Source organism: Streptomyces sp. NPDC013187 (genome assembly GCF_042899705.1).
GTDB classification, from domain to species: domain Bacteria; phylum Actinomycetota; class Actinomycetes; order Streptomycetales; family Streptomycetaceae; genus Streptomyces; species Streptomyces hawaiiensis_A.
Genome location: NZ_JBIBAF010000001.1, coordinates 267,114 through 293,395 on the forward strand (window position 1 = coordinate 267,114; position 26,282 = coordinate 293,395).

General features: G+C 74.5%; 27 protein-coding genes. 15 read left to right on the forward strand and 12 right to left on the reverse strand.

Translation table 11 applies throughout. From position 1 onward, the window contains the following. Positions 1–156: 156 nt before the first annotated feature. Positions 157–1,485, reverse strand: coding sequence for a BTAD domain-containing putative transcriptional regulator (locus ACFY5B_RS01275; protein ID WP_389962789.1), 1,329 nt, complete (start codon positions 1,483–1,485; stop codon positions 157–159). 113 nt (positions 1,486–1,598) lie between these two features. Between ACFY5B_RS01275 and ACFY5B_RS01280 the strand changes: the two genes are divergently transcribed. From ACFY5B_RS01280 to ACFY5B_RS01305, 6 genes are all read left to right on the forward strand, one after another. Beyond that, positions 1,599–2,108, forward strand: a complete 510-nt coding sequence (locus ACFY5B_RS01280; RefSeq protein WP_389962792.1) for a hypothetical protein — start codon at positions 1,599–1,601, stop codon at positions 2,106–2,108. A gap of 140 nt (positions 2,109–2,248) precedes the next feature. Further along, complete coding sequence (locus ACFY5B_RS01285) at positions 2,249–3,136, forward strand: amidohydrolase family protein (RefSeq protein ID WP_389962795.1); 888 nt, start codon at positions 2,249–2,251, stop codon at positions 3,134–3,136. Between the two features lie 143 nt (positions 3,137–3,279). Further along, positions 3,280–5,301, forward strand: a complete 2,022-nt coding sequence (locus ACFY5B_RS01290; protein ID WP_389962798.1) for a glycoside hydrolase family 97 catalytic domain-containing protein — start codon at positions 3,280–3,282, stop codon at positions 5,299–5,301. A 114-nt stretch (positions 5,302–5,415) separates the two neighbouring features. Then, positions 5,416–7,617 (forward strand): MMPL family transporter, encoded by a 2,202-nt coding sequence (locus ACFY5B_RS01295; RefSeq protein ID WP_389962801.1) that lies wholly within the window; start codon positions 5,416–5,418, stop codon positions 7,615–7,617. A gap of 5 nt (positions 7,618–7,622) precedes the next feature. Beyond that, positions 7,623–8,813, forward strand: coding sequence for a sensor histidine kinase (locus ACFY5B_RS01300; protein ID WP_389962804.1), 1,191 nt, complete (start codon positions 7,623–7,625; stop codon positions 8,811–8,813). Continuing rightward, positions 8,810–9,448 (forward strand): response regulator, encoded by a 639-nt coding sequence (locus ACFY5B_RS01305; RefSeq protein WP_388166780.1) that lies wholly within the window; start codon positions 8,810–8,812, stop codon positions 9,446–9,448. Before ACFY5B_RS01300 ends, ACFY5B_RS01305 begins: the two co-directional genes overlap by 4 nt. Before the next feature lie 5 nt (positions 9,449–9,453). On the opposite strand, the gene ACFY5B_RS01310 is transcribed toward ACFY5B_RS01305, so the two are convergent. The 3 genes from ACFY5B_RS01310 to ACFY5B_RS01320 form a co-directional block, all read right to left on the reverse strand. Continuing rightward, the gene (locus ACFY5B_RS01310) at positions 9,454–10,908 is read right to left on the reverse strand and encodes a VWA-like domain-containing protein (protein ID WP_389962807.1); all 1,455 of its coding nucleotides are present in this window, start codon (positions 10,906–10,908) and stop codon (positions 9,454–9,456) included. Further along, on the reverse strand, positions 10,905–12,152 hold the full coding sequence (locus ACFY5B_RS01315) for an AAA family ATPase (RefSeq protein ID WP_389962810.1): 1,248 nt from the start codon (positions 12,150–12,152) through the stop codon (positions 10,905–10,907). The genes ACFY5B_RS01310 and ACFY5B_RS01315 overlap by 4 nt, the downstream gene beginning before the upstream one ends. 105 nt (positions 12,153–12,257) lie before the next feature. After that, positions 12,258–13,787 (reverse strand): hypothetical protein, encoded by a 1,530-nt coding sequence (locus ACFY5B_RS01320; protein WP_389962812.1) that lies wholly within the window; start codon positions 13,785–13,787, stop codon positions 12,258–12,260. Between the two features lie 224 nt (positions 13,788–14,011). On the opposite strand from ACFY5B_RS01320, the gene ACFY5B_RS01325 reads away from it, so the two are divergent. From ACFY5B_RS01325 to ACFY5B_RS01340, 4 genes are read left to right on the forward strand one after another with little or no spacing between them, the layout of a single operon-like run. Next, entirely contained in the window at positions 14,012–14,389 is a 378-nt protein-coding gene (locus ACFY5B_RS01325; protein ID WP_389962814.1) for a sortase-dependent protein, read from the forward strand. Further along, positions 14,386–15,060 carry a class F sortase gene (locus ACFY5B_RS01330; protein WP_389962816.1) on the forward strand — a complete coding sequence of 225 codons (675 nt, stop codon included), beginning with the start codon at positions 14,386–14,388 and terminating at the stop codon, positions 15,058–15,060. The genes ACFY5B_RS01325 and ACFY5B_RS01330 overlap by 4 nt, the downstream gene beginning before the upstream one ends. Beyond that, complete coding sequence (locus tag ACFY5B_RS01335; RefSeq protein ID WP_389962817.1) at positions 15,057–15,548, forward strand: RNA polymerase sigma factor; 492 nt, start codon at positions 15,057–15,059, stop codon at positions 15,546–15,548. Before ACFY5B_RS01330 ends, ACFY5B_RS01335 begins: the two co-directional genes overlap by 4 nt. Next, a complete protein-coding gene (locus ACFY5B_RS01340; RefSeq protein WP_389962820.1) occupies positions 15,532–16,059 on the forward strand; it encodes a hypothetical protein in 528 nt (175 codons plus the stop codon). The genes ACFY5B_RS01335 and ACFY5B_RS01340 overlap by 17 nt, the downstream gene beginning before the upstream one ends. Before the next feature lie 22 nt (positions 16,060–16,081). Here ACFY5B_RS01340 and ACFY5B_RS01345 read toward each other — a convergent pair whose 3' ends face one another. Then, entirely contained in the window at positions 16,082–17,065 is a 984-nt protein-coding gene (locus ACFY5B_RS01345; RefSeq protein ID WP_389962823.1) for a cytochrome c oxidase assembly protein, read from the reverse strand. 314 nt (positions 17,066–17,379) lie between these two features. Between ACFY5B_RS01345 and ACFY5B_RS01350 the strand changes: the two genes are divergently transcribed. After that, positions 17,380–18,231, forward strand: coding sequence for a putative RNA methyltransferase (locus tag ACFY5B_RS01350; protein ID WP_389962826.1), 852 nt, complete (start codon positions 17,380–17,382; stop codon positions 18,229–18,231). Here ACFY5B_RS01350 and ACFY5B_RS01355 read toward each other — a convergent pair. From ACFY5B_RS01355 to ACFY5B_RS01375, 5 genes are all read right to left on the reverse strand, one after another. Continuing rightward, the gene (locus ACFY5B_RS01355) at positions 18,225–18,899 is read right to left on the reverse strand and encodes a DUF4328 domain-containing protein (RefSeq protein ID WP_389962829.1); all 675 of its coding nucleotides are present in this window, start codon (positions 18,897–18,899) and stop codon (positions 18,225–18,227) included. The two genes, ACFY5B_RS01350 and ACFY5B_RS01355, sit on opposite strands and share 7 nt — an antisense overlap. A 4-nt stretch (positions 18,900–18,903) precedes the next feature. Continuing rightward, complete coding sequence (locus ACFY5B_RS01360; RefSeq protein WP_389962832.1) at positions 18,904–19,266, reverse strand: DUF952 domain-containing protein; 363 nt, start codon at positions 19,264–19,266, stop codon at positions 18,904–18,906. Next, positions 19,263–20,249: a class A beta-lactamase gene (gene bla, locus ACFY5B_RS01365; RefSeq protein ID WP_389962835.1), complete on the reverse strand. Its 987-nt coding sequence runs from the start codon at positions 20,247–20,249 to the stop codon at positions 19,263–19,265. The genes ACFY5B_RS01360 and bla overlap by 4 nt, the downstream gene beginning before the upstream one ends. 49 nt (positions 20,250–20,298) lie before the next feature. Further along, complete coding sequence (locus tag ACFY5B_RS01370; protein ID WP_389962838.1) at positions 20,299–20,850, reverse strand: tellurite resistance TerB family protein; 552 nt, start codon at positions 20,848–20,850, stop codon at positions 20,299–20,301. 179 nt (positions 20,851–21,029) lie between these two features. Then, positions 21,030–22,961, reverse strand: coding sequence for a glycine-rich protein (locus ACFY5B_RS01375; RefSeq protein ID WP_389962841.1), 1,932 nt, complete (start codon positions 22,959–22,961; stop codon positions 21,030–21,032). 317 nt (positions 22,962–23,278) lie between these two features. Here ACFY5B_RS01375 and ACFY5B_RS01380 point away from each other — a divergent pair, with 317 nt between their 5' ends. Beyond that, entirely contained in the window at positions 23,279–23,641 is a 363-nt protein-coding gene (locus tag ACFY5B_RS01380; RefSeq protein WP_344461674.1) for a DUF1304 domain-containing protein, read from the forward strand. Positions 23,642–23,657: 16 nt separating this feature from the next. Here the strand turns inward: ACFY5B_RS01380 and ACFY5B_RS01385 are convergent, their stop codons facing one another. Continuing rightward, positions 23,658–24,074, reverse strand: coding sequence for a DUF5994 family protein (locus tag ACFY5B_RS01385; protein ID WP_389962845.1), 417 nt, complete (start codon positions 24,072–24,074; stop codon positions 23,658–23,660). Between the two features lie 350 nt (positions 24,075–24,424). Between ACFY5B_RS01385 and ACFY5B_RS01390 the strand changes: the two genes are divergently transcribed. Together ACFY5B_RS01390 and ACFY5B_RS01395 are read left to right on the forward strand one after the other, a co-directional pair. Further along, positions 24,425–24,799 (forward strand): DUF6479 family protein, encoded by a 375-nt coding sequence (locus ACFY5B_RS01390; RefSeq protein WP_389962848.1) that lies wholly within the window; start codon positions 24,425–24,427, stop codon positions 24,797–24,799. Positions 24,800–24,870: 71 nt separating this feature from the next. Beyond that, positions 24,871–25,329, forward strand: coding sequence for a hypothetical protein (locus ACFY5B_RS01395; protein WP_389963666.1), 459 nt, complete (start codon positions 24,871–24,873; stop codon positions 25,327–25,329). Here the strand turns inward: ACFY5B_RS01395 and ACFY5B_RS01400 are convergent. After that, complete coding sequence (locus ACFY5B_RS01400) at positions 25,323–26,051, reverse strand: Ig-like domain-containing protein (RefSeq protein WP_389962851.1); 729 nt, start codon at positions 26,049–26,051, stop codon at positions 25,323–25,325. The two genes, ACFY5B_RS01395 and ACFY5B_RS01400, sit on opposite strands and share 7 nt — an antisense overlap. Between ACFY5B_RS01400 and ACFY5B_RS01405 the strand changes: the two genes are divergently transcribed. Then, positions 25,993–26,130, forward strand: coding sequence for a hypothetical protein (locus tag ACFY5B_RS01405; protein WP_389963712.1), 138 nt, complete (start codon positions 25,993–25,995; stop codon positions 26,128–26,130). The two genes, ACFY5B_RS01400 and ACFY5B_RS01405, sit on opposite strands and share 59 nt — an antisense overlap. Positions 26,131–26,282: the final 152 nt, after the last annotated feature.

The following is a 26,282-nucleotide window of genomic DNA, read 5'->3' on the forward strand; positions in this document are numbered from 1 at the left end:
CCGAGGGCAGCCGGGTGACCGCCCTCAGCGGCGGCCCGGCTCTCCCGAGGGCAGCCGGGTGACCGCCCTCAGCGGCGGCCCGGCTCTCCCGAGGGCAGCCGGGTGACCGCCCTCAGCGGCGGCCCGGCTCTCCCGAGGGCGGCCGGGTGACCGCCCTCAGCCACCGCCCCGTTCCCCCTTCCCCCCGCACGTCCCCAGGCTGCACCACCTTCGGCGGCCGCTCTCGTCGAGGAACAGCCAGCCGCAGGTCCGGCTGGGGCAGCTGCGGACGGTGAAGCGGCGGGGGTCGGCGAGCAGTTCGGCCGCCGTGCGGGCCACCGCGTACAGGGGCTGGCGCAGACCGGCGGAGGGGGCCGGCCGCCAGCGTCCCAGGCCGTCCTCGCCCCGGGTGAAGACCGAGAGCCTCGCGGCGTCCTCCACCACCCCGGCGACCGCCCTGAAGGCCCGGCCGTCCTGCGGGTCGGTCAGGCAGGCGTACAGGTCCGTACGGAACCGCCGGGCCTCGTCGAGCGCGGCGGTGGCCTCGGCCGGCTCCCGCAGCCGGGTGACCAGCCGCTCTTCGACGAGGTCCAGATGCCCGGCCCACACGGCGAGCGTGGCGTAGCCGGGCAGCCACTCCGCCCCGGGCAGCCGGTCCCCGCCCCACCCGGCGTAGGTGTTGCAGAACTCCAGGGCCGGGTGGCCGCTCGTGCTCCACGGCAGCCACTGGTCGTCGACCCGTACCGCGTAGACGGGCCCGGGGGGCCGGTCGAGACGGGGGTCGCCGCGCAGCATGCGCTCGTGCAGGGTGCGCAGTTCGCGGTTGGGCGGGATGCCGAGGTCGGCCGCGAGGAGTGCGCGGGTCCGGCCGAACAAGCGGAGCGCTTCGGCCTGGCGGCCCGTGCGGTGCAGGGCGGTCATCTGCGCGGCGACCAGGCGTTCGCGGGTCGGGTGTTCCTGGAGCAGCGGTGTCAGGTCCGCGATGACCTGGTCGTGCAGCCCCATGCCGAGCCGGTCCTGTGCCCGTTGTTCGACCGCCGCGAGCCGCATCTCGCCGAGCCGGGCGCCGAGCCGGGCACGCAGCCGGTCGTCGGCGACGTCCGCGAGCAGCGGGCCGCGCCAGAGGGCGAGGGCACGGTCGTAGTGGCCGATCCGCTCCACCGGATCCCGGGCGTCGGCCGCCTGCCCGACGAGCCCGGTGAACTCCTGCGCGTCGATCCGGTGCCGGCCCTGCTCCACGGCGTAGCCGTCGTTCCGGGTCTCGACGCGCACCTCGTAGGGCCTGAGCGCGGCGCGCAACCGGCCGACGTAGGTGTGGACGGTGGCGCGGGCGGAGGCCGGTGGAGCGCCGTCCCACAGGAGGTCGATGAGGCGTCCGGTGGGGACGGCACTGCCCGCGTGCAGCAGCAGGACCGCCAGCAGGCACCGTTCCTGGCGACGGCTGCCCACCGGCACCTGCCGCCCCTCGTGGTGGGCGGCGAACGGACCGAGCAGCGTGAACTCCATGGCCGGCGCAGCTTAGCGAGGCCCGCGCCGCCCGCGCCGGGAGTGGTGAGGCTTTGGTCAGGGGCCGGGAAGAGGCTGGCGCACCGGACCCGCCCCTCCGTTCAGGGAGAACCATGCGACGAACGATCCTCGTGACCCTCGCCCTCGCCGCCGCGCTGCTCGGCACGCAGCCCGCTGCGGCCGCTCCGAAGGCAGGCGGCTGGGAACCGGCACCCTCCGCACCGTGGGACGTCGCCGCCGGTGTGCGCTGCGACTTCCCCGTCCACGGTGAGCCCGTCGTCGACGAGGTGGTGCGACGCGTGCTGAGCACCCACCCCGACGGTTCCGCACGCCGGGTCGTCTACCGGGGCGATCTGGTCGTCCGCGTCACGAACACGGAGACCGGTGCCGCCCATGACGCCGACGCGAGCGGCTCGGCCGTCGTCGAGTACCGGCGCGACGGCTCACAGCTCTGGACCGTGCACGGCCCGGTGTTCGTCGGCGTCGGGGAGGGCATGGGCACCCTGCCGCGCGGCCTGTACATCGTCGACGGCGCCTACACGATGGACATCGGCGCCGACGGATTCAAGTCCCTGCACCTGATCCACGGCAGGGCGGACGACCTGTGCGCCCGCATCGGCTGACGCGTCCCGGCCGCGCCTCGACGGCACCGGGCCGGCGCGCTACGAGTGCGAGGGGGCCGGGCGCGGGCGTGACGGATCCCTCACGGATCCCTCACGCACGGCACTGGCCCCACCGCCCCGCCCATCCGAGGCTGGGCACCATGAACGATCACGCTGCCGAGTGCGACGACGTCCGCCGCTTCTGGGAGCGGCTCGGGCTCCCCGGCCTCGTCGACGTGCACACGCACTTCATGCCCGAGCGGGTCCTGCGCAAGGTCTGGGAGTACTTCGACTCCCTCGGGCCGCTCACGGGCGGGCTGGAGTGGCCGATCACCTACCGGGAGGCGGAGGCCGAACGGGCGGAGATCCTCCGGGGGTTCGGCGTACGTGCCTTCACCGCGATGCTGTATCCGCACAAGCCCGGCATGGCCCGCTGGCTGAACGGCTGGGCGGCCGACTTCGCGCGCCGCACCCCCGACTGCCTGCACACCGCCACCCTCTTCCCCGAGCCGGGCGTCGAGGTGTATGTCCGGGAAGCCGTCGAAGCGGGCGCGCGGGTCTTCAAGGCGCATGTGCAGGTGGGGGCGTACGACCCGGCCGACGACCTCCTCCGGCCGGCCTGGGGGGTGCTGGCCGAGGCCGGGATCCCCGTGGTGATGCACTGCGGTTCCGGGCCCGCGCCCGGCAAGCACACCGGCCCCGAGCCGATCGCGCGGGTGCTGGCCGAGCATCCGCGGCTGAGGCTGATCGTCGCGCACATGGGGATGCCCGAGTACGAGGAGTTCCTCGACCTCGCCGAGCGGTACGGGGAGGTGCGGCTGGACACGACGATGGCGTTCACCGACTTCGCCGAGGCGCTCGCGCCGCTCCCCCGCCGGGTCCTGCCCCGGCTGGCAGGCGTCGGCGACCGTGTTCTGCTCGGCTCCGACTTCCCCAACATCCCCTATCCGTACCTGCACCAGCTGGACTCACTTCAGCGGCTGGGCCTCGGGGAGGAGTGGCTGCGGGCCGTGTGCCACGACAACGCGGCGGAGCTCTTCGGGTTGTGAGGCCCGGAGCGCACCGGCCGGCCGGCCGCGGGACTTCGGGGGCTCCGGGGTCTTGACCCGCCCTCGCGGCTGCGCGTACAACTGCACACGCCACCGGTGGAAAACGGTTACTACCTCATTACTGGACGGGAAGGTCCCTCACGATGAGAGCTTCGGGAGAACGGGAAGAGCCGTCCGCGGGGCCGGCGTCGCGCCGGGTGGTGCTGAAGGGCGCGGCGCTCACGGCCGGGCTGGCCGCGACGGGGCTCGCCGCCGCCCGTCCCGGGTACGCCGCCGCGGATCCCGTGCACGCACCCATGGATCCCGCGGACGCACCCATGGATCCCGCGGACGCCGGCAGCCGGCCGGGCCGCCCGGAGCGGGGGACCGCCCGCATGGGCGGTACCGCCCTCACCCTGTCGTTGGTCGACGGAGCGCTCCATTGGTCCGTCCGGCGCGACGGCCGGGAGGTGCTCGGCACCTCGGCCCTCGGTCTCAGGCTCGCCGACGGCACCGTCCTCGGCGGTGACGTGCAGCTGATCGGAGACCGGCAGCGCACCCGCCGCACCACCTGGACCCCGGTCTACGGCCGCAACGCGACCGTCACCGACCATTATCGGGAGCGGTGCTGGAGACTGCGGGACCGGGCCACCGGCATCCGTTTCGACGTGGAGGCCCGCGCTTACCGGACCGGCGTCGCCCTGCGCTACGCCCTCCCCGACCGGGGCACCGCCACCATCGCCGACGAGCTGACGACGTTCGTCCTCCCCGACGGCACCACGGTCTACAGCGCCCGCGACGAGGACGCCTACGTGCCGGTGGCGCCGGGCTCGATACCGGTCACGGGCACCGCGTCGACGGACAACGGGCCCCTCACCGACCTCCCCCTGACCGCCACGCTCCCGGGCGGCCTCATCGCCTGTGTCTGCGAGTCGGCACGGGTGGACTACCCGCGCCTGATGCTCGGTTCGGTCCCCGGCGAGCCGAACACCCTCTCCGCCTTCCTCATGGAGCACACCGCCCGCGGCACCGGCCCGGCGGAGACCACCACGACCGTCTCCACGCCCTTCACCACCCCCTGGCGCGTGGTGGTCGTCGGCACCACCCACGCCGAACTCGTCGACAACGCCGAGCTGGTCCTCAACCTGGCGCCGCCGAGCGCCCTTTCCGACACCTCCTGGATCAAGCCCGGCAAGGTCTTCCGCTGCGAACTCACCACCGCCGCCGGCCTCCAGGGCGTCGACTTCGCCGCGGCCCGGGGCCTTGAGTACATCGAGTACGACGCCGGCTGGTACGGCCCGGAGTTCAGCACGCCCGACGCCACCCGGCCCATCGCCGCCATCGACCTGCCGTCGGTCGTCTCGTACGCCACGAGCCGGGGCATCGGCGTCTTCCTCTACGTCAACCGGCTCGCGCTGACCGACGCCGACTCCCTGTTCGCGCTCTACAAGAGCTGGGGCGTGCGGGGCATCAAGCTCGGCTTCATCAACGACGGCACGCGGTCGATGACGAACCAGATCATCGACTGGGCGAAGACGGCCGCCGGACACGAGCTGCTGATCGACATGCACGACGACGTCCGGCCGTTCGGGTACGAGCGGACCTACCCGAACTGGATCAGCCTGGAGGGCGTGCGCGGCAACGAGCAGTTCCCGACCGCCACGCACAACGTGACGCTGCCGTTCGCCCGCAACATCGGCGGCCCGATGGACTACACGATCTGCTACGGCCAGTCCCGCGACAAGACGACCAACGCCCACCAGATGGCCATGGCCGCGGTCTACTACCAGCCGCTCAACTTCCTCTTCTGGTACGACAAACCGTCCAAGTACAGCAACCCCGCGAACTGGCCCGGCCTGCCCTGGTTCAACGCCGTGCCGGTGACCTGGGACGAGAGCCGCACACTCGCCGGTGCGATCGGCGAGTACATCGCGGTGGCCCGGCGCAACGGCTCCACCTGGTACCTGGGCGCCATGACGAACGAATCGTCGCGCACCCTGTCCCTCCCCCTCTCCTTCCTCGGCGGCGGCACCTGGACGGCGACGGTCTACGCCGACGGCACCCCGGGCGCGGACCCGTACCGGACGCCGGTCGTGGTCGGCACCCGGACCGTCACCGCCGACGGCACCCTCGACGTGGCGATGGCCCCGGCGGGCGGCCAGGCCGTCGTCCTGAAGCCGGGCTGACCCCCCCGGCCGGGGTGGGGGAACCCCCAGGGCCCGGGTCCACCGAACGGTGGACGGCAGGTTCAACCGAGTGCCTCTGTCCGCCAACTGCCCTGTTCGGCAACGCTTTTGGGCATGAATTCACTGACTGTGCGCGTGGCGCGCTGGAGTGCGCGACATCCTTGGCGGGCGATCGTCGGCTGGCTGGTGTTCGTGGTGCTGTGCCTGGAGGCCGGCAGTGCCGTCGGCATCAACAGCGCGAAGACGGCGGACTACCGGGTCGGTGAGGCCGGCCGGGCCGAGACCCTCGCGGCCGAGGCCCAGCTGGAACGCCGGTCCGCCGAACAGGTGCTGATCTCCTCCCGTTCGGGCGGTGCCCTGGACCAGGACGCCGCCCGGGCCGCCGCGGAGGACCTGACCGACCGGATGCGTCGGCTGCCCGAAGTGGCGGGCGTGGCCGACCCGTTGCTGTCCGGCGACCGGCGGACCCTGATGGTCGAGGTGGCGCTGAAGGGCGAGGAGCGCGACGCCAAGGACAAGGTCGACGCGCTGCTGGCGCAGACGGCGGCGGTGCAGAAGAGCCACCCCGGGCTGCTGCTGGAGGAGACCGGAAGTCCTTCCGTCAGCAAGGGGGTCGACCAGCAGCGCAGTGACGATCTGGCGCTGTCCGAGGCGATCACCCTGCCCGTCACCCTCGTCACGCTGCTGGTCGTGTTCGGGTCGGTGACCATGGCCGGGGTGCCGTTGCTGCTGGCGCTGTCGTCGATCGCGGCGGCGGTCGGCCTCTCGATGGTCGTCTCGCACGTGTCGCCCGACGCGGGGGTCGGGACGAACGTCATCCTGATGATCGGCCTCGCGGTCGGCGTCGACTACACGCTCTTCCACCTCAAGCGCGAGCGGGAGGAACGGGCCCGCTCCGGCGGCCGGCTGTCCTCCGAGGCCCTGGTGGAGCTGGCCGCGGCGACCTCGGGGCGGGCGGTCGTGGTCTCCGGGTTCGCGGTGGTCGCCTCCACGGCGACGCTGTACCTGGCCTCCGACGTGATCTTCTCGTCCCTCGCGACCGGCACCATCGTGGTCGTCCTGGTGGCGGTGGCCAGTTCGCTGACGGCCCTGCCCGCGCTGCTGGTGAAGCTGGGGCGGCGGGCGGAACGCCGGGCATCGCGGCGGGCGGAGCTCGGGAAGCCCGTCCGCAGGGTGCGGGGCCAAGGTGGCGGCCGGATGTGGGACGCGCTGCTGCAGCCCGCGGCCCGGCATCCCCTGGCCACCCTGTGCGTATCCGTCATGGCGCTGCTGGCGCTGGTCCTCCCGCTGGCCGGGCTGAAGATCACCGAGATGAGCCGGGACACGCACTCCCGCGAGATCCCCGCGATGCGGGTGTACGACCGGCTCAACGCGGCGTTCCCCGAGCAGCGGGTGACCCACCAGGTCGTCGTGCGGGCCGGCGCCTCGCGGTCGGCGGAGGTCACCGCCGCACTGCGGCAGGTGGTCCGGCGGGCGGAGGCCGACCCGCTGTTCACCGGGGCGTCGCGCATCCGGACGTCCGCCGACGAGCGCACCAGCACCCTCGAACTGAAGGTGCCCTACCTCGGCAACTCCGAGGAGGCGTACGACTCCCTGGACCGGCTCCGGGACGACTTCCTGCCCGCCACCGTCGGCCGGATCAGCGGCGCCGAGTACGGCGTGAGCGGCGACGTCGCCCGCTACGCCGACTATCCCGCCCACCAGAACGGCAAACTGCCGCTGGTGCTGGGCGCGTTGCTGCTGGTGACGTTCGCGATGACCGTGTACGCCTTCCGCTCGGTGGTCCTCGGGCTGCTCGGCGTCGCCCTGAACCTGCTCTCCGCGGCGGCGGCGCTCGGGCTGCTCGTGCTGGTCTTCCAGGGGACCTGGGCCGAGGGCCTGCTGGGCTTCGAGTCCACCGGCTCGATCGGGTCGCGCGTGCCGCTGTTCCTCTTCGTGATCCTCTTCGGCCTTTCCATGGACTACCAGGTGTTCGTGGTGAGCCGGATCCGGGAGGCGGCGCTCGCCGGGGTGCCCACGCGGCAGGCGGTGCTGGAGGGGATCCGGTCCTCGGCGAGTGTGGTGACCAGCGCCGCGGTCGTGATGACGACCGTGTTCGCGACCTTCGTCTTCCTGCACATCATCGAGATGAAGCAGATCGGCTTCGTCCTGGCGGCGGCCGTGCTCATCGACGCGTTCGTGGTGCGCGTCATGGTGCTGCCGGCGGCGATGCTGCTGCTGGGCGAGTCGACCTGGTGGCCCTCGCGGGCGGTACGCCGGGCACTCGCCGGCCTGGAGAAAAGCCCCTCCTCCCGTCCGGCGGTCGACGTACGTTGATCGGTATGACCGCTCTCGCCGGGGCCGCCTCCGACGCCTTCTGGACGACATCGCTGCGCCGCTGGAACGCGGTGTGCTGGCTGCTGTTCGCCGTGATGGCCGTCGGCCTGGTCGCCATCGACCGGCCCGGCGGGAGCAAGTACGCGGCGCTGGCCCTGCTGGGCGCGGTGGTGGCGTCCTACGCGGTCCTGTACCGCTTCCCCGCCAACCCCGTCGTCCGGCCGGACGTGTATCTGTCGGTGCTGGTGGTGGCACTCGGCGGGCTGGCGTACCTGCGCGGCAACTACGCGGCCCTGTTCATGGTGACGCTGCCGCACTACTGGATGTTCGGGCGGACGCCGAGGGTCTCGATGGTGTTCCTGGGGCTCGCCACGGCCGCGACCCTGGCCGGGAGCGTGCTGCGGGACGACGGCTGGACGGTGGAGTTCTTCACCGAGACGCTCGTGTCGACGCTGCTCGTCGTCGCCGTGGGGGCGCTGATCGGGCTGTGGGCGCACTCCGTGGTCGCGCAGAGCGCCGAACGGGCCCGGCTGCTCGCGGAACTGGAGGAGACGCAGGCCGAGTTGACCGAGGCCCACCAGCGCCAGGGCGCGGCGGACGAGCGGGAGCGGATGGCCCGGGACATCCACGACACCCTCGCGCAGGGCTTCGCCTCGATCATCGTGCTCGCCGAGGCGGCCCGGGCGGGGCTCGGCTCCGATCCGGCCCGCAGCGCCCAGCAGTTGCGGTCGATCGAGTCCACCGCCCGGGAGAACCTCGCCGAGGCGCGGGAGCTGGTCGGCTCGGGCCGGCGTCCGGACCAGACCGCGGCGGGTTCGGTGGCGGAGACCCTCCGCCGCACCCTGGACCGTTTCGCCGAGGACACCGGCCTCACCGTCGACGCCGAACTGGAGGACCTGGAGTGCGACCAGCAGACCCGGATCGCGCTGCTGCGCTGCACCCAGGAGTCCCTGGCCAACGTCCGCAAGCACGCCCGTGCCTCCACGGTCGGCGTGGTCCTGGCCCGGCAGCCGTACGGGGTGGAGCTCGAAATCACCGACGACGGGGCGGGGTTCGCGGTGGAGGAGTCGTCGGGTTTCGGTCTGGACGGCATGCGCAAGCGACTGGCGGAACTGGGCGGGAGGCTGACGGTGACGAGTTCGGTGGGGGACGGGACCCGGGTCCTGGCGCTGATACCGGTGGGAGCGACCGCATGACGGACCGACCGCTGCGCATCGTCGTCGTCGACGACCACACCGTCATGCGCGCCGGAGTGGTGGCCCTCCTCGCCTCCGGGACCGGCATCGAGATCGTCGGCGAGGCGGGCGACGGCCGCGCCGCTCTCGACCTCGTCGCCCGCCACGAACCCGATGTCGCCCTGGTCGACCTGCGGATGCCCGTCCTGGACGGCGTGGCCACGACCACCGAGATCGTGGCGCGCTTCCCCCGCACCCGGGTGCTGATCCTGACCACGTACGACACGGACGCGGAGATCGAGCGGGCGGTGGAGGCCGGGGCGATCGGCTATCTCCTGAAGGACACCACCCGTGAGCAGCTGGCCGACGCGATCCACGCGGCGGCCCGCGGGGAGACCGTGCTGGCGCCCCGGGTCGCCGAGCGCCTGGTCGCCCGGATGCGCCAGCCCGCCCCCGTCCCCCTCACGGCCCGCGAGTCGGACGTCCTGAACGCGGTCGCGGACGGCCTCACCAACGCCGAGATCGGCCGCCGCCTGGTCATCGCCGAGGCCACGGTGAAGACGCACCTGCTCCGCCTGTTCGCCAAGCTCGACGTCAACGACCGGACGAGGGCGGTGGTGGTGGCGCTGGAACGGGGGCTGCTGCACCGGCCGTAGGGCGTTCAGGAGCCGATGTCCACCACCCGGGCCCACGCCGGGGGCGAGTCAGGGACGTACTCGGGGTCGGACTCGTCGTAGGCGTGGCTCCGGTACGGGCGCGGGAACAGGCCGATCACCGTGCGGCAGGGGGGCCGGGTGTCCGGCCAGGGGGTCTGGCCGTCGGTGAGGATCACGACGACGTCGGGGGACGGGCGGGTGCGCAGGGCGCGGGTGAAGCCGGCCCGCAGGTCCGTGCCGCCGCCGCCCGTGAGCGGGATGCCCTCCGCACGGCACAGGCGGCGGGCGACCCCGGCCGAGGCGTCGCAAGGCACCACCGTGACCAGGTCGCGGCGGCCGCCCACGGCCCGGGCGATCGCGGCGACCTCCAGGAGCGCGCTGCCCAGTTCGGCGTCGCTGACCGAGCCGGAGGTGTCGATGACGACGGCGACGCGGGGCGGGCGGCGGCGCAGGCTCGGCAGGACCGTGCCGGGCAGGGCGGTGGAGCGGCGGGCGGGGCGGCCGTAGGTGTAGTCCTCGCCCGCGCCGGGGGCGGACGCCGCCGAGCGGACCGCCGCGCCCAGCAGCTGTCGCCACGGCTGCGGCGGGTGGAAGGCCTCCTCGGCCCAGCGCCGCCAGCCCTGCGGGGCGTTGCCCGGGCGGCCGGTGATGCCCTGCGCGACCCGGAAGCGGACCGCGTCCCGCTCCTGCTCGCTCAGGCCGTGCGCGCCGTCCGGGCCCAGTTCCCACTCCCGGTCCAGACCGTCGGCGCCGCTGCCGCAGTCCAGCCAGGCCAGGTCCTGCATCCTCGGGCCCACGGCGAACTGCCGCAGGTACTCCTCCATCAACTCGCCTTCGGCCAGGCCGAGATCGCCCGGTTCGACGATGTCCTCGGGGCGGGCCAGGCCGTCGCCGTAGACGTCGTCGTTGATCTCGAAGTCCGCGGCGATGTTCATCCGCAGCCGCTCCCCCGGCCCGTGCAGGCCGCGCTCCTTGGCGACCCGGTCGCTGCGTCCGTGGTGGTCGCGCAGCAGGTGCGACACCTCGTGCACCCACACGCCGGCCAGCTCCTCGACGGGCGTACGGTCCACGAACCCGGGCGACACGTAGCACCGCCAGTAGCGGTCGACGCCCATGGTGGGCACCCGCCGGGACGCGACGACGTGCAGGGCGAAGAGGGCGGTCGCGAGGTAGGGGCGGACGCGGGCGGCGTGCAGCCGGGCCGTGAACAGCTTGTCCCGATCGAGGGCTCGGGACGCGGACTCGGTGGCGGTCCCGTGGGCAGCCCCGGACGCGGACTCGGTGGCGGTCCCGTGGGCAGCGCCGGACGCGGACTCGGTGGCGGTCCCCGGCCCGCCCGCCTTCACCGGCCCGCACCCGCCGCAGCCGCGACCACCGCTGTTCGACGCCACCGGCCCGCCGTCGGCCGTCGCCACCGGCCCGCCCTCGCCCGAGCGGCGCCCGCCGCTGTTCGCCCTCATCGGCCCGCCTTCACCGCGGCCGCGGCGGCGACCGCGGCCGTGGTGCGGTCCGCCCGCCGGGACAGGGACACCACCCCGGCCAGGCGCTCGATCGACGCCGGGACGTCCCAGTCGTCGCGGCGCAGGGAGGCGAGGGTGGTCGCGGGGACGACCACCACGTCCGGGGGGCCGGTCTCCAGGGCCTTCACCAGGAGCGCCCAGGCGGCGTCCCAGCGGTCCCGCGCCGGGCGGTTGCGTACCGCCGCCACGACCCCGTCCAGCGCGGCCTGCCGCAGATCCCCGCGTTCGGGCAGCACCGCACCGGCCGGGTCGGCCAGCAGCGTCTCGGGGTCGGGGAGGTCCATCCGGTCCAGGCTCGCCAGCAGTTCGAGCCCGGGCCCGTCTCCGACGGTGCCCCTGACCAGCAGGGAGAGGACGTCACGGGAGGAGCCGGCCGCGGTCGCGAAGGCGATCAGATGCAGCGTCATCTCCCAGCTGCGGGGGGACGGCCAGGGCCCGCCCCGGCGCACCTCACCGCTGGGCAGCCGGTGCGCGAGTGCGGGACGCGCGGCCAGCAGCCCGCACACCGCACGACGGGCGAACTCCACGGCCTCCGGCAGCTTCCCCGGGTCGAGCCGGGGCAGGGTCGCCCGCGGCCAGATCCCGCCGAGACCGCGCACGACGACGTCGGTGTCGTGCGTCCACTGCAGGTGGACGAAGCGGTTGGCGAGCGGCGGGCTCAGTTCCCAGCCGTCGGCGGCCGAGGAGCGCGGGTTGGCGGCGGCCACGATCCGCACGCCCGGCGGCAGCCGCAGCGCGCCGATCCGCCGCTCCAGCACGAGCCGGAGCAGAGCGGCCTGCACGGCGGGCGGCGCGGTGGACAGTTCGTCGAGGAACAGCAGCCCCCGCCCGGCTCGCACCAGGCGTACGGCCCAGTCCGGCGGGGCCAACGGCACGCCCTGCTCGGCCGGGTCGTCGCCGACGATCGGCAGGCCCGAGAAGTCGGACGGCTCGTGCACGCTGGCGATCACCGTGGTCAACGGCAGGTCAAGGGCCGTGGCGAGCTGGGTCAGGGCCGCGGTCTTGCCGATGCCCGGCTCACCCCACAGCAGCACGGGCAGGTCGGCGGCCACGGCCAGGGTGAGGGCCTCCAGTTGGGTGTCGGGTCGCGGTTCGGTGGTGGTGTCCCGCAGCAGGGCGAGCAGGTCGCCGGCCACGTCGAGCTGGTCGGCGGTGTCGGGCAGGGACGAGGTGTGAGTGCGCATGTGTGTTCACCAGTTGCCGGTGGTGGGCCGTCTCGGTGGAACGAAGAAGAGTCGGAGGCACAGCAGTCGCCCCCGGTCGGGTGAGGTGAGGTCAGGCGGGCCGTGTCACATGTGGCGTGGGTGCGGGCCGTCGTCGCGGGAGCGGCGGCGATCCCAAGGGCGCAGGCTGCCGGGCGAGGGGCCCTCCAGTCCCGCCCGGAACAGCCCGTGGGCGATGCGCCGCCGCGCGGCCGTCTCCAGCACGTCCCGCAGGGGGCCGTCGCGCAGCACCGCCTCGGGGCCGAGCAGGCTCTCGACCGCGGCGAGCGCCCCGGCGGTGTCGCCGTGCTGGAGGCGTTCGCGGACGCCGGGAAGGCAGTCGGGCCGGCGGTGTGCCTGGTCGACGGCCCGCAGACAGGGCAGCGGCGGTCCGCCGAAGGCCGCGAGCAGTTCCTCCCGCCGCACCTCGGCCCGATCGTGGTCGAGGGCGGCCAGGACGCCGTCCACCAGGCCGATCCGGTGCCGGGCGCCCCGGCATTCCACCACCCGTGGATCACCCGCCCGCTCCGGCACCCGGGAGGTGCCGGACCGCTGCGCCCCCAACGCCGAGGCGACCAGCGGATGCAGGCGCCCGGCGTCGATCGCCCCGGCCCTCAGCAGCTCGAGGTCGGGCAGCACCCAGGTCGCCGCGTCGGGCAGCACGGGCAGCGAGGGGTCGGGGGCGCGCGCGTACGACATGGCGGTCCGCTCACCGCCGTCGGAGAGGTCGAGGACGACGCGGTGCCGTGCCCCGAGCCGTACGCCGACCCTGCCGTCGGACCGGCCCTCGGCCCGCAGCAGGATCGCCGCCTCGGCCGCCCACCGGTCGACGGCGCACCGCCTCCCGTCAGGCAGCGGCCCGGCAGGCACGGGCCCGGCAGGCAGGGGCGCGGCAAGCAGAGGTCCGGCAGGCAGTGGCCCGGCAAGCAGGGGCCCGGCAAGCAGAGGTCCGGCAGGCAGTGGCCCGGCAAGCAGGGGCCCGGCAAGCAGATGTCCGGCAGGCAGGGGCCCGGCAGGCAGGGGCCCGGCGGTTTCCGGGCCGGGCCCGCCGTCACCGGAGCGCGCCCGCAGCTCACCGGCCCGGCGCACGTCCCACAGGTGGCGGTGCAGGTCGAGCCGGAAGCGCCGGCTGGGTCGGGGGTGCGGATGCCGCCGGTCGGTCTCGTGCCTGCGGGAGGCGTCCCACAGGGCGAGGCTGATCCGCTGCCCGGCGTCCGCCCAGGCGGGCGGCGTCCGCGCCACGAGGTGCAGCGCCTTTGCGCCCGTGCCGTACCGGGCCAGGGTGAGGGTCAGGCCCGGCCGCAGCAGCCCGTCGGGGGCGATCCTGGGCATGTGCCAGCGCAGCAGGTCGGGGGCGAGGTGGCGGAGGTCGGCACGGAGCAGGGCGGCGAACTCCCTGCCGTGGCGCCGCGCGAGGAGGCGGGGCCGGAGGTCGACATCGATGTTCGCGGCGGCGCAGGCACCGGCCCAGTCACCGGCGCGGCGGCGCGCGGTCGCGGTCTCGATCATGGAGGGCGGCACGGCGAACTCGCGCACGCGCGGCCAGAAGGAAAGCGGCCGAGAGGAAAGCGGCCGGACGGAAGGCGGGAAGTCCCCGTTCGCGAGGTCGGTGGGCATCAGCACTCACCTTGCGCGGACGGGTCCCCCAATCTGTTCATGGAGTGAGTCGTCATCGCGTCGGATGCTAGCGGCCCCGACTCCCGTGCGCAGCCGAGTATTCCGGAGCCACCGCCGCGGCTTTGCCATCTCTTTACAACCCGCCGGGCCGCCGCCTCGTCTCTCCGCACGATCTGTCACCCAGCCCGCCGACCGTCGGGCGGACGACGAAGGAGTGCGATTCCATGCGCCGAACTGTCCTCAGCGCCCTGGCCCTCGCGGGCACCGCCGTACTGCTGGGCACCGGCCCCGCGTTCGCGGACGGGGCGACGACCCCGAGCCCGGTCCCGTCGGCCGCCTCGCCCACCAGCCAGCCGGAGGAGAGCGCCGAACCGACCCGGGCGCCCGAGCCGACCCGGGCGCCGGCCGAGGGCGAGCCGACCCGGGCGCCCGCCGAGGACCAGGTCTCCGTCCGGCCGAGCGGCGCACCCGACACCGGTGTGACGGCGTCCCAGGAGTCGGGCTCAAGCGGCACGGCGATCGGCGCGGGCGCCGCCGCGGTGCTCGCCCTGGGCGGCGGCACCGTCTTCGTCGTGCGCCGCCGCCGGGCGACCGGGGCGTGAGCCCGCTCTCCAGGCGCGCGTTCGCGGCCGGGGCACTGGCGTCCCTGCTGACGGCGTGCGGGGGCCGAGGAACCAACGGCCATGAAGCCACCGCCCACGACACCACGAGCCCCGGCACCACCGGCCCCGGCACCACCGGGCGCCGGCCGATGGCCACCGCTCGGCCGGCTCCGGCCGACGCCGCACGCCCCCTGGCCCGTTCGGTCCCGGTCCGGCTCCTGATCCCGGTCATCGGCGTCGACACCCCGGTCATCCGGCTGGGTCTGGCGGCCGACGGCACGGTGCAGGTGCCGCCGGTCACGGACCACGACCGGGCGGGCTGGTACCGGCACTCGCCGGCCCCCGGCGAGAGAGGCCCGTCGGTGCTCCTCGGCCATGTCACGGTCGGTCCGTACGGTGACGGCGTCTTCCGTCACCTCGCCCGGCTGCACCGGGGTGACCGGATCGAGGCGCGCCTGGAGAACGGCACGACGGCACAGTTCGCCGTCACGGCCGTACGGACCGTCCCGAAAACCGACTTCCCGGCGGACGACGTCTACGGGAACGTGGGCCGCCCCGAGCTGCGGCTGATCACCTGCGGCGGGGCGCGGACCGGAGACGGCTACGCGGACAACGTGATCGTGTTCGCGGCGCTGAGCGGCGCGAACTCCCCCACCCCTGGAGAGCGTTGAAACGGTCCCGCGAGAAGGCAGCGTCCGAGCTGTTCGCCGCCCTCTACCCGCGCCTGGCCGGCTGGTGCCGCCGGCTCGTCGACGACGACGGAACGGCCCACGAGATCGCCTCGGAGGCGTTCACCCGGCTCTGGGCCCGCTGGACGTCCGTGGCGGAACCGCGCGGGTTCCTCTACGTCACCGCGGCCAACCTGGTCCGGGACCACTGGCGCAAGCTGGAGCGCGAGCGCCGGGCCCTGCACCGGGTCACCTCGGAAGCCGCCGTGCGCCCGCCCGACGAGCAGGCCGACCCGTCCGTGCGGCTGCTCGTGCAGTCGCTGCCGGAACGACTGCGCGTCCCGATCCTCCTCCACTACTACGCTGACATGCCGATCCGGGAGGTGGCCGCACTGACCGGGCGCAAGGAAGGCACCGTCAAGGCCGACCTGCACGCGGCCCGGGAACTGCTCCGCGTCCATCTGAGGAGAAGCCTTGACCACACGTCTTGACGGCGATCCGGGTGAGCCGGAGTACGCCCCCGACGACCCGCTCGCCGTGATCCTGCGCCCCTCCTCACCCGACTACCTGGGTGCTCCCGCCGGCCAGTACGAGACGATCCGCCGCCGTGCGACCCGGCGCCGCATGCTGCGCGGCGCGGCCGGGGCGGGCCTGTGCTGCGTCGCGGCGGCCCTCATCGCGCTCCCCCTGCGCCACACCGCACCCGAGCGCCCCCCGTCCCCGACGATCCCGATGGCCCCGCCCACCACGAGGCCGGCGCCGGCCACCGACTCGGCGTCCCCCACCCCCGTGCCGTCGCCGTCCGTTCCCGACGCGCGGCCCTCGTCCCCGGGCACCGAAGACCCCCGCACGACCAGGCCCGGCACACCCGCCCCCGGGGAGGCGACCGGCCGGGCGGAGCCGTCCCGCCGCGCACCGTCGGCCACCCCCACCTCGATACGCCCCGTCCCCTCGGAGGCCCGGCCGGACACGGACCGGGAGACGGTGTCGGCCAGCCGCTGACCGGCACCGGCAGGGGCCCGGGTCAGTCACCCGGCCCCAGCCGCCGCATCCGCTCCGCCACCTCGCCCGCTTCGGTCTCCCACCAGGGCCGGACCAGTACGGCAGGCCCCTCCGCGGTGTCCATGGGCACGAGTTCGCTGTCGAGACGCCGGTCCAGTACGGCCGTCCGGGCGCGCTCGGCCCGCGCCCACTGGGCGAGGACCGCCAGCAGGAAGGGGACCGCGACCAGTTCGGCGATGCCCAGCATGGCGCCACCGCCGAGCTGCTGGTCGTGGAGCACGTCGGGGGACCAGGGCGGCGCGTGGTGCAGGTACCAGGCGCCCGCGATCAGGGTGCCGTGCGTCATGACCACCAGTCCCGGGACCGCGTCGACGACCCCGTCCAGGAACACCAGGGCCGCCCGGACCGGATGGGTGCACCAGGCGGGCAGGGCCTGCTCGCGGGACAGCACCGGCAGGACGAACAGGCAGCCGGCCGCCAGCAGATGGAGATACATCAGTTCGTGCAGCCAGCCCACGCGCAGCGCGGTGGCGAAGTACGGCGTGAAGTAGAGGGTCAGTTCGGTGGCGAGCACCAGCGCCGTGCTGACGAGCGGGAACGTCAGCAGCCTGACCAGCCGGCCGGTGAGCGCCCGCCGCAGCCTGCCCGCGCCGCCCTCCGGCAGCGCCTCCACCGCGAGCCGCAGCGGGTCGCCGAGGGCGAGGCCCAACGGCGCGAGCAGATCGAGTCCGACGTTCTGCACGGCGGCCGGCCAGAACAGTTCACGGTCGTAGACGGCCAGGCCGGACATCGTGGCCACGACGATGGCGCCCAGACCGAGCAGCACGAACGCGGCGGACCGCGCCGGCGGCCAGGCTCCGCCCCGCCTGCGCACCCGGACGACACCCCAGCCGTAGAGCCCGCCCAGCACGGCGACGAGCAGCAGGGCGGGCACGTCCGGCTGCCACGATCCCAGCAGTCGTCCGGTGGTCGCTTCCGGCAGGTACACAGCCGACAGTTCACTCACGGGCGGACGATAACCGCCGAAGTTCAGGGAGCGGGCGGCAGGGTGGGCGAGCGCGCACGACGGCTCGTCGTGACGTTCGCGAGCCCCGGGATAGCCTGGCCGTATGGCACTTGCATGCAACGCTCTGCCGCACTGCTTCCTCTGACGCCGCGGTGTGGACCGCGACGTGAGTCGATCACGTCGCCGTCCTCGGTGTGCCCGCCCCCCTGCTGCCGGTCCACGGTGGCCGGCCGGCGGGCGCCGACGCCCCACCGTCCGCCGCCCGCACGCGATGCGCCGCCCCGCCGCGGCCACCGCGTTCCGAGGAGCGTCCCTTGCCTTCCGATCGTCTTCTGTCCGTCCTGACCTGCCCGCTGTGCCCGGCGGCCCTCGAACGCACCGCCGGTGCCCTGCGGTGCGCGGGCCGGCACACCTTCGACATCGCCCGCCACGGATACGTCAGCCTGCTGACCGGCCACCGGCGGGCCCCGAGCGCCGACTCCCCCGACATGGTCCGCAGCCGCGCCTCGTTCCTGGGCGCCGGGCACTACGGTCCGCTCGCCCGCACCCTCGCGCGCCTCGCCTCGGAGATGGCCCCGCCCGACGCCACCGTGCTGGACGCCGGGGCGGGCACCGGCCACTACCTCGCCGCGGTCCTGGACGCCCTCCCCCGGGCGCTGGGTCTTGGACTGGACACCTCGGTTCCCGCCCTGCGGGCCGCTGCCCGCGCACACGCCCGTGCCGAGGCCGCCTGCTGGGACGTGTGGCAGCCGTGGCCGGTGCGCACCGGCAGCGCCGACCTCGTACTGAACGTCTTCGCACCCCGCGACGGGACCGAGTTCCACCGCGTCCTCGACCCGGACGGCGCGCTGCTCGTCGTCACGCCCACCGGCCGTCACCTGCGTGAACTGCACGAGCCGGTCGGACTGCTGGCGGTCGACCCGAGGAAGGAGGAGCGCCTGCGCCGGTCCCTGGACGCCCGCTTCCGGCTCGATCGCACCGAGCCGCTGGAGTACGCGATGAGCCTCACGGCCGAGGACGTCACCGGCCTGGTGGGCATGAGTCCGACGGCCCATCACCTCACCGCCGCGCAACTGGGCGACCGTGTCGACCGGTTGGGGGCGCCGGTGTCGGTGACGGCCTCGTTCGCCGTGTCGGTGTTCCGGCCGCTGCGGGCCGGTCAGTAGCCCTTGGCGGCGATGTGCTCCTGCTGTGCCGTCGTGAGCCTGTGGACCATGAGGGCCGCTGCCCCGGCCGCGGCCACGATCACCAGGTCGGCGCCGAGCAGGGGCAGAACGCCGTCGTAGGCACGGGCGATGATCTCGTCCGTGTCGTCGGCGTAGACGATCCCCACGCCACCGGCCAGACCGGCCAGCCACAGGCCCCACCACCAGTTCACGACGGCGGGCAGCCGCCGCTCGGGAAAGACCGAGCGGTGGACGTCCGCGACGAGGCCCCGGGGTATCCACAGGTTCATGACCGGCACGATCCAGCCCACCCACAGCCAGCCGTAGCCGTAGCGCGGGGCCTCGCCCGAGAGCGCCGTGGCGTTGTCCCGCATCCGGTCGAGCCAGAGCAGGAACACGATCGCGCAGACGGCCGTGACGGCGCCGCCCACGGAGGTGACCAGGTGGTAGGAGTCCTCCAGGGTGTTCGGCGGACGGTGCACCCCGCCGCCCTGGTCGGGCGGGCCGGACGCAGGCTCGCCCGCTGCGGCTAGCCGGATCTCCCACAGTGCCCGGGCCACCCAGACGACTCCGGCCAGGACGAGGGCCGCGACGGCGCAGCGGGCCGCTCCCCGGACGGGGCGCAGGCTGGGCGGCGGGCCGACGGGGGTGGACTTCTGTTCGATCACCCCGTCATCCTGCCGCACGCAGCTCCACGGCTCGGCCCTCCCCGTCGAACCGCACCTCCAGGACGTGGTCGACGGCGTCCCGGTCGAGGGGGCCGAAGACGTGCGGGAAGAGGACGTCACCGGAGACGCCGGGCGGCGGGGCGGGGGCCGCCGCCTCCCACTCGACCCTGGCGGTGAGCCGCGCCTCGTCGAGGGCGAGCACCAGCAGGGGCCCGGGCGCGTCCCGGTAGAAGGCGTCGACGACGGCCAGCGTGGTCGCCTCGTCCGGGGAGCAGTGCACGAAGCCCTCCTCGGCGAGGGAGGCCGGCGCGTACGTCCGGCCGGTGATGGTGGTCCAGACGGTGTGCGGTACGACGTGATAGATCATGGCCCCGTTATAGACGGCGACGGCAGCCCCGGGAGCCCCAGGGCGGCGACGGTCCGCCGGGTCGCCTCGGCGATCAGGGCGTCCGAGGGCTCGGCGCCGTATCCGGGCCGGTCGGTCATGACGGCCAGGACGAGCGGGGCGGTGCGGGGCGGGTGGACGATCGCGATGTCGTTGGCCCGGCCGTAGTTGCCCGTGCCGGTCTTGTCGGCCACCTTCCAGTCGCCGGGGAGCCCGGCCCGGATGCGGCGGGCGCCGACGGCGGTGGCGTTGCGCGAGAGCCAGCCCATGAGGAGCCGGCGTTCGCGGGCGGGCAGGGCGGTGCCCAGGAGCAGTGCGCGGAAGTCGGTGGCGATCGCCTGCGGGGTGGTGGTGTCGCCGGGGTCGTCCGGCGGTACGTCGTGCAGCTCGGGTTCGTAGTGGTCCATGCGGCTGACGGTGTCGCCGAGCCGGCGCAGGTAGGCGGTGAGCTTGGCCGGGCCGCCGATGTCACGCATCAGGAGGTTGCCGGCCGTGCCGTCGCTGTGGCGGACGGCGGCGTCGCAGAGCTCGCGCAGGGTCATCCCGCCCTGCACGTGTCTGCCGGTGACCGGCGTCGTGGAGCGCAGGTCGGCCTCGGTGTAGGTGACGCGCCGGTCCAGACCGCTCAGGGTGCGGTGGTGCAGGACGGCCGCCGCGGCCAGCGCCTTGAACGTCGAGCAGAACGCGAAGCGTTCACCTGCCCGGTGCACGACCGTGGCACCGGTGCCGGTCGCGAGGGCGTAGACGCCGACGCGGGCGCCGTACGCGCGCTCCAGGTCCGCCAGCCGGGGGCGGTGGACCGGCGGCCTGCCCGACGGCGTGCCGGAGGGCGTGCCGAACGGCGTGGGCGTCCGGCTCGCCCCGGCGACGGGCCGCTCGTCCGTGCCGCAGGCGGACAGGGGCAGCACGGCCGCGGCGGCCAGAAGGGCACGACGGGACCACGGGGCGTTCCGGGCGGGGTGCATACGCGGTGCTCCTGTCACGGCGGACAGGAGCCGCACCCCCGCTCGCTGCTCAGAGCTGGAACTCCGCCGGGGACACCCCCAACGTCGCGCAGGCCTCGCGCAGGACCGTCGCCTCGGCCTGGGAGAAGTGGCCGTCGGAACCGGCGATGACCATGCCGGTCTGGATCACGGCCCTGGCCTCGGTGGGCTTCTTGGCGGCCTTGGCGATCTCCTGCATCGCCTCCGACTTCCCGAGCTGGAAGTTGGCGGTCAGCTGGTCCACGTGCTTGTTGAAACGCTGCCGCAGCTGCTCCGGCGGGAAGTTCTGCAGCACGTCGTTGCTGAGGATCATGGACTCGACCTGCTGACGCTCGGCCGGGTCCACATGCCCGTCGGCCGCCGCGACCAGGGCGCACATCGCCATGCTCGCGTCCCGGTACGCGCCGCTCTTCAACTCGTTCTTCAGCGAACCGAGCTGCGTCTTCAGCAGGCCGACCAGCTGGGCCTTGCCGCCACCACCGGACCTCGTCCCGCCGCTGTGCCCACCGGTCGTCGCGCCTCGCGCCCCCTGACCCTGCTGGAGAGCCTTGGCCTGGTCCTTGAGCCGGTCCCACACTGCCATTGACGTCACCTCGGTACTAGTCGGCATCACCTGGCGCACCTGCTCACGCGCGCACACCCGTACAACGCCCGGCCCACGGGCAAAGGTTCCGCAAAACGAAAGACGACGGCCCGCACCCGGTGACCGGGTGCGGGCCGTCGCGGTGCCGCGGTGTCAGGCGTTGTCGCGGTGCCGCGGTGTCAGGCGTTGTCGCGTGAGCGCGGCTTCAGGCGGGGGGCGGTGCGGAAGGCCGCGAAGCCCACCGCGGCCAGGGCCCCGGCCGCCGCGAGGAGGAGGCCCGTGCCGCCCGCGCCGGTGGAGGCGAGGCTGCCGCCCTCGAGCGCGGTGGTCGTGCCGCCGCCCGTGGTCGAGGTGCCGTCGCCGCCGGTCGTGCCGGAGGTGGCGGTGCTGCTCGACGGGCTCGGCTCGGCGGAGGGGCTCGGGTCCGTCGTGGGGCTGGCGGACGGAGAGCCGGACTCGTCGCCGGGGCCGGGCTCCGGTGCGCCGTCACCGGGGACGACCTCGACCGCGAACTGGGTCATGGCGTCACCCACCGACGCGGCCACGGTGTACGTGCCCGTGCCCTCACCGGCGGTCAGGGCCGGGGCGGCCGCGACGCCCGAGTCGTCGGTCCTCACGCGGACGACCCGGTCCTCGCCCTCGAAGCGGGGAGCGTCCTCACCGGTGTCCTCGACGCGGAACTCCACCTCGGTGCCGGCCGGTACCGTCGCGCCCGACTTGACCACCCGGGCGAGCAGCGCGTCGGCGAAGTCCTGTCCCTGCTCGGCCTTCTGCTCGTTGCCGCCGGCGCGGCTCACGGTGTACGGGGACTCCTTGACCCGCACGGTGAGGGCCGTCGACGCGCCCAGCGTCTTCGCCCGGACGGTGAACGAGCCCTCCTTGCGGCTGCCCAGGCCGATCCACGGGGTCTGCGCACGGCCCTGGGCGTCGGTCGCCACGACGGCCTCGGGGCCGTCCGGGCCGCCGGTGAGGCGGAAGGACGGCTTCAGACCGTCCGGGTCCTCGACGGTGAAGGTCACCGAGGTGTCGGCGACGGGCTTGCCGTCCTTGTCCCGGGCCACCACGGCCAGCGGCTCGACGTCCGTGCCCGGGTTGGTCGTGGCGTCGGTGCCGGACACCTGGATCAGCCGGTCCGTGGCGGGGGACTGCCGCCACTGCAGGACGATCCGGCCGGGGCCGCCGGGCGCGTTGACGCCGCCCTCGGCCACGCCCGCGTCGATCGGGTTGTCGGAGGGGGCCCAGAACGGGTCCTTCTTCTCCGGCGCCGTGTACTTGTCGCCGACGACGAGCCGGGCGTCGTCCACCCGGGCCTGCTCGGCGAAGCTGGAACCGCCGCCGCCGCTGCCCGTGGCCGGGTCGTCGCCGGTGGACGAGCCGGTCTCGGCCCCCGTGCCGCCACCGCCGCCCGCGTATCCGGCACCGCCGCCGCCACCGCCGTGACGGCCCGCACCGCCGGCGCCGCCGGCACCGCCCTTGGCGTGGTCGGCGCCCGCGGCGCCGTTGCCGGTGCCCGCACCGCCCTTCGCGCCGGTTGCGCCCTTGCCACCGCGGTCCTTCTCGGTGCCGTCCTGGCCGTTCTCGCCCCCGGCGGTACCGGCCTGGCCATGGGCGATGCCGCCGCCCGCGCCGCCACCGCCACCGGCGACGACCAACGCGGAGCCGCCGCTCGTGCGGATGGCGCTGCTGTTGCCGCCCCGCTCGGCGCCCCTGCCGCCGGGCTTGCCGGCGAGGGCGTCACCGAAGCCCGGCCCGCCGACGGCGAGGCTCAGCACCTCACCAGGGGTGACCTTCAGGGTGCCGGCGACGAAACCGCCCGCACCGCCGCGGGCCGTGGAGTTGCCGGCGCCGCCCTCTCCCCAGGCCCGTACGTCCAGGCCCGTCACCCCGGACGGCACCTTGAAGTCCTGCTCGGCGTCCGTCGGGACGAAGAGGCGGCAGCCGGAGAAACCCTCCGTCGGCGTGCACGCCTTCCCCGCGGACGCCGGGCTGCCCGCGGCCGTCGCGGCCGGCGCGCCCGCCAGGGCGGTGCCGGCGGCCAGCGCCGCGAAGGTCAGGGCCGCGGCGCCCAGTCGTAATCCGGCGCGGCGCGGCACGGCGGGACCGTGAAGCATCAAGAAAACTCCCCCACTTGTCACACGCTCCCCCCAGGGAGCCATGAACCACTCGATCAGAATCGAACATGACTGGTGGGACAGCTGATCAAACCTGAGACTCCCGGTCAATCGAGAATGGTTGATTCCGGACACGAGGCAGCGGTACGGGAGCGTGCGCGTCACAGGGGAAGGCCGGGTCCGGCTCCCGAGCGGCACACGCGGGGACGCGACGGCCGGACCCGGCCTCTGGCCGTAATCTGCCACCCGGGGCCCCGGGCCGCCTCCTGGGAGGGCCCGAAGGAGGACGGGCCGGGCGGGCCTGTGATGATGAGCGCATGTCGACCGTCGCCACGCTCGCGGTGCTCGCCCTTGCCGCGCTCCACGCCTACATCCTGGTGCTGGAGATGTTCCTGTGGACCACGCCGAGGGCCCGGGCGGCCTTCGGCACCAGTGCCGAGTTCGCCGCCGGGACGAAGGCCCTGGCGGCCAACCAGGGCCTCTACAACGGCTTCCTCGCCGCCGGTCTGGTGTGGGGCGCGGTGGCGTCCGACCCGGTGGGCTTCCAGGTCTCGGTGTTCTTCCTGGTGTGCGTGGCGGTCGCCGGCCTCTACGGCGCCGCGACCTCCAGCCGGAAGATCCTCTTCGTGCAGACCGTCCCGGCACTGGCCGCCCTGGCCCTGGTGCTGCTGGCGCACTGAGCGGCAGGGCAGGGCGTCACGCGTCCTGGGTGACGGCCCGCTCCATGAGCCGGCCGGCCTCCGCCTCCGCCGTCACGGGCGGGACCACCAGCAGGTCGTAGCGGCCCCGGCCGGGCGCGAGCAGGCAGACGGTGTGAGGGGCGGAGGGCGAGTCGTTGTGACCGACGTGCACCGTCTGCCCGGCGACGACCATCTGCGCCGGGCAGTCCGGCCAGGTGTCCCCGTGGACCAGGACGCTGCTGATGCGCCCCCAGGCACGCGGCAGCACGCCCAGCAGTCCGGTCAGTTCCTCCGCCAGGTCGTTCGACCGGGGCCACCACGCGCCGTCGATACGCCGTGCCGTGCCGCCGGAGCGCGTCGGCTCGGCGAGCCGTAGCCGGACTTCTCGCGATGCGGGGAGCGGTGACGGCGATGAGGAGGAGGCGGAGGTCATCGGGGGCTCCTGCTGCGGACCGGGGGGCACGCCCGGGAGACCGGTGCTGCCTGGTTGCGGACCCTCCGTCCCTCCACCGTACTCCGAGGGACGGCGCGCGGGCCGGGCCCCGTGCCGCCCTTACCGCCCCACGACCGGCCACAGGCCGAGGCGGCCCTTCGGACCGCGCCGGAAGGCGCACGGCCCGTACCGCCCCACGACCGGCCACCCCCGGCCCCGGCGGCCTTCGGAGGGTGCCGGGGGTGGCGCGACATCCCTGAGGTCTTCACCGCCGCGGCCGGGATGCCCGGCATACGGGCCGGGTGGACATTCCGGGCGCTTTATCGCATTCCGTCGGCGATACTTGGGGCATGAATACGGCTACGTATGCAGAACTGGCGGCGTCGTCAGATCACGCGGTCGCCGTCACCATCGCCTTCGTCGGCGGGCTGATCGTGGCCTGCGCGCTGATCTGGGCCGTGCGGGTGGGGATGCAGGTCATGGACAAGGACACCCATCACCCCGCTCCGGAGGAGCAGCCGCACCTCCCGGAGGGCGGGCCGGTCCGTGAGACCAGGGAGATGCGGGAGCCCGACGACGTGCCGGTGGTGGCACGCGACGGTCAGCGGCTCATGCCCCACGAACTCCACCGCGCGAGCACCAGGACCGGCAAGGACCAGAAACCGCGCCGCTGGTCGCCCGGATCCAGCGGATCGTTCGGCGGCGGCGGACTCGGACGCACATGACGCCGCGCGGCCCGGGAGCCGGCGGACCACCGCGTGGCGGCACGTCCGCCCGCCACCGCAGGCGCTGGGCGATGGGCGGGGCCGCCCTGGCGCTGTGCCTGTCCGCCGCGGTCACCGGCTGCAGCGGCGACTACAGTCCCTCGGACGCCGCGAGCAAGGCGGAGTCCGCCGTGGGGTCGATCGCCTCGGAGGCCTCCGAGGCGGTGGAGTCCGCCACGGCCGAGGCCCAGCGGCGGCTCGACGACATCCAGGACGGCACCGACGTCAAGGCCGACGTGCGGGCCGGCCCGCCCGTCACCGGCTCCGACGGCCGGGTCCGCACGGAGGTCACCGCCCGCAACACCGACGACTCGACCCGGTCCTTCGCCGTCCAGGTCGACTTCCGGGACGCCGGGGGGCAACTGGTCGACACGGTCATCGTCACGGTGGACCACGTGCAGGCCGGCCACTCCGCCACGGCCACCGCCCGCAGCACCCACGACCTGTCCGGCGAGGTCCGGACCGAGGTCGCCCGGGCGGTCCGCTACTGAACCTCGTCGTCCGGGGCGACGACGATGTCCACCTGCTCGCTTATCGCGCTCACCCCGTTCAGAGCGGCGACCGCCTGCAGCCGGTTGGCACCGGCCGGGAAGGCGGAGCCGGGAGTGCACGCCCAGGTGCCGTCGGGGGCCGCCGTCGTCGAGCAGGCCTCCTCACCGTCCTTGTCACGGACGGTGACCTGGGCGCCCGGGTGAGCGGTGCCGGAGATCTTCGGCCGGGCGGACAGCGGTACGCCGGACAGCGGGCGGGCCAGGACCGGCCCGGCCAGGCCCACGGTCACGGCACACCGCCCGACGGCCCGCGGCACGCCCCGCGCGTCGGTGAACCGCAGGGAGCAGTCCCGCAGCCGGGTGCCCGGGACGGCGGCGGCGGGCACGGCCAGCACGAAGGGGAACACCCGGATCCCTCCGGCCGCGGCGCCGGTCACGGTGTAGGTCGCGGTGCGTCCGCCGGCGGCGACCGAGCCGCGGTATCCGGAGGCGTCGAGCGGCGTGCCGGTCACCCGCGCGCCCCGGGGCGCGGTCAGCGTCAGCACCGCCCCCCGGGAGACCTCCTCGACGCCCATGACCTCGACGATGCCCTCCCGCCCGGGTGCGATGGTCGCGGCACCCCACAGCCCGCCGTCCCGGGCCGTCGCCGGGGTCGCGGGACACATGAGCGCTCCCGCTACCAGGGCCCCCGCCACGGCTGCTGTCCTGCTGTACCTGTTCATCGCGGGCGGGACTCCCTGTCCGTACACGGTCGGTGGAACGATCCTCCCCGGCACCCCCGCACACGGCCCGCCCTACTGAGCCACGCGAGTGAGGCCCGCGCCCCGAAGGGGCGCGGGGAACTGCGCGACCAGCCACCACGACGGCGTCACGAACGCACCCCCCCGCCACGACCCCAGGGGCACGGGGAACTGCGCCACCCGCCACCACGACGGCGTCACGAACGCACCACC

Coding starts and splice junctions, on each gene's coding strand:
- ACFY5B_RS01275 (WP_389962789.1), bottom strand. CDS start 1,485: ATGGAGTTCACGCTGCTCGGTCCGTTCGCCGCCCACCACGAGGGGCGG.
- ACFY5B_RS01385 (WP_389962845.1), bottom strand. CDS start 24,074: ATGACCTCCGCCTCCTCCTCATCGCCGTCACCGCTCCCCGCATCGCGA.
- ACFY5B_RS01315 (WP_389962810.1), bottom strand. CDS start 12,152: ATGCGCACTCACACCTCGTCCCTGCCCGACACCGCCGACCAGCTCGAC.
- ACFY5B_RS01320 (WP_389962812.1), bottom strand. CDS start 13,787: ATGCCCACCGACCTCGCGAACGGGGACTTCCCGCCTTCCGTCCGGCCG.
- ACFY5B_RS01290 (WP_389962798.1), top strand. CDS start 3,280: ATGAGAGCTTCGGGAGAACGGGAAGAGCCGTCCGCGGGGCCGGCGTCG.
- bla (WP_389962835.1), bottom strand. CDS start 20,249: ATGCACCCCGCCCGGAACGCCCCGTGGTCCCGTCGTGCCCTTCTGGCC.
- ACFY5B_RS01380 (WP_344461674.1), top strand. CDS start 23,279: ATGTCGACCGTCGCCACGCTCGCGGTGCTCGCCCTTGCCGCGCTCCAC.
- ACFY5B_RS01395 (WP_389963666.1), top strand. CDS start 24,871: ATGGGCGGGGCCGCCCTGGCGCTGTGCCTGTCCGCCGCGGTCACCGGC.
- ACFY5B_RS01405 (WP_389963712.1), top strand. CDS start 25,993: ATGAGCGCTCCCGCTACCAGGGCCCCCGCCACGGCTGCTGTCCTGCTG.
- ACFY5B_RS01310 (WP_389962807.1), bottom strand. CDS start 10,908: ATGAGGGCGAACAGCGGCGGGCGCCGCTCGGGCGAGGGCGGGCCGGTG.
- ACFY5B_RS01285 (WP_389962795.1), top strand. CDS start 2,249: ATGAACGATCACGCTGCCGAGTGCGACGACGTCCGCCGCTTCTGGGAG.
- ACFY5B_RS01375 (WP_389962841.1), bottom strand. CDS start 22,961: ATGCTTCACGGTCCCGCCGTGCCGCGCCGCGCCGGATTACGACTGGGC.
- ACFY5B_RS01295 (WP_389962801.1), top strand. CDS start 5,416: ATGAATTCACTGACTGTGCGCGTGGCGCGCTGGAGTGCGCGACATCCT.
- ACFY5B_RS01370 (WP_389962838.1), bottom strand. CDS start 20,850: ATGGCAGTGTGGGACCGGCTCAAGGACCAGGCCAAGGCTCTCCAGCAG.
- ACFY5B_RS01400 (WP_389962851.1), bottom strand. CDS start 26,051: ATGAACAGGTACAGCAGGACAGCAGCCGTGGCGGGGGCCCTGGTAGCG.
- ACFY5B_RS01300 (WP_389962804.1), top strand. CDS start 7,623: ATGACCGCTCTCGCCGGGGCCGCCTCCGACGCCTTCTGGACGACATCG.
- ACFY5B_RS01390 (WP_389962848.1), top strand. CDS start 24,425: ATGAATACGGCTACGTATGCAGAACTGGCGGCGTCGTCAGATCACGCG.
- ACFY5B_RS01360 (WP_389962832.1), bottom strand. CDS start 19,266: ATGATCTATCACGTCGTACCGCACACCGTCTGGACCACCATCACCGGC.
- ACFY5B_RS01280 (WP_389962792.1), top strand. CDS start 1,599: ATGCGACGAACGATCCTCGTGACCCTCGCCCTCGCCGCCGCGCTGCTC.
- ACFY5B_RS01325 (WP_389962814.1), top strand. CDS start 14,012: ATGCGCCGAACTGTCCTCAGCGCCCTGGCCCTCGCGGGCACCGCCGTA.
- ACFY5B_RS01305 (WP_388166780.1), top strand. CDS start 8,810: ATGACGGACCGACCGCTGCGCATCGTCGTCGTCGACGACCACACCGTC.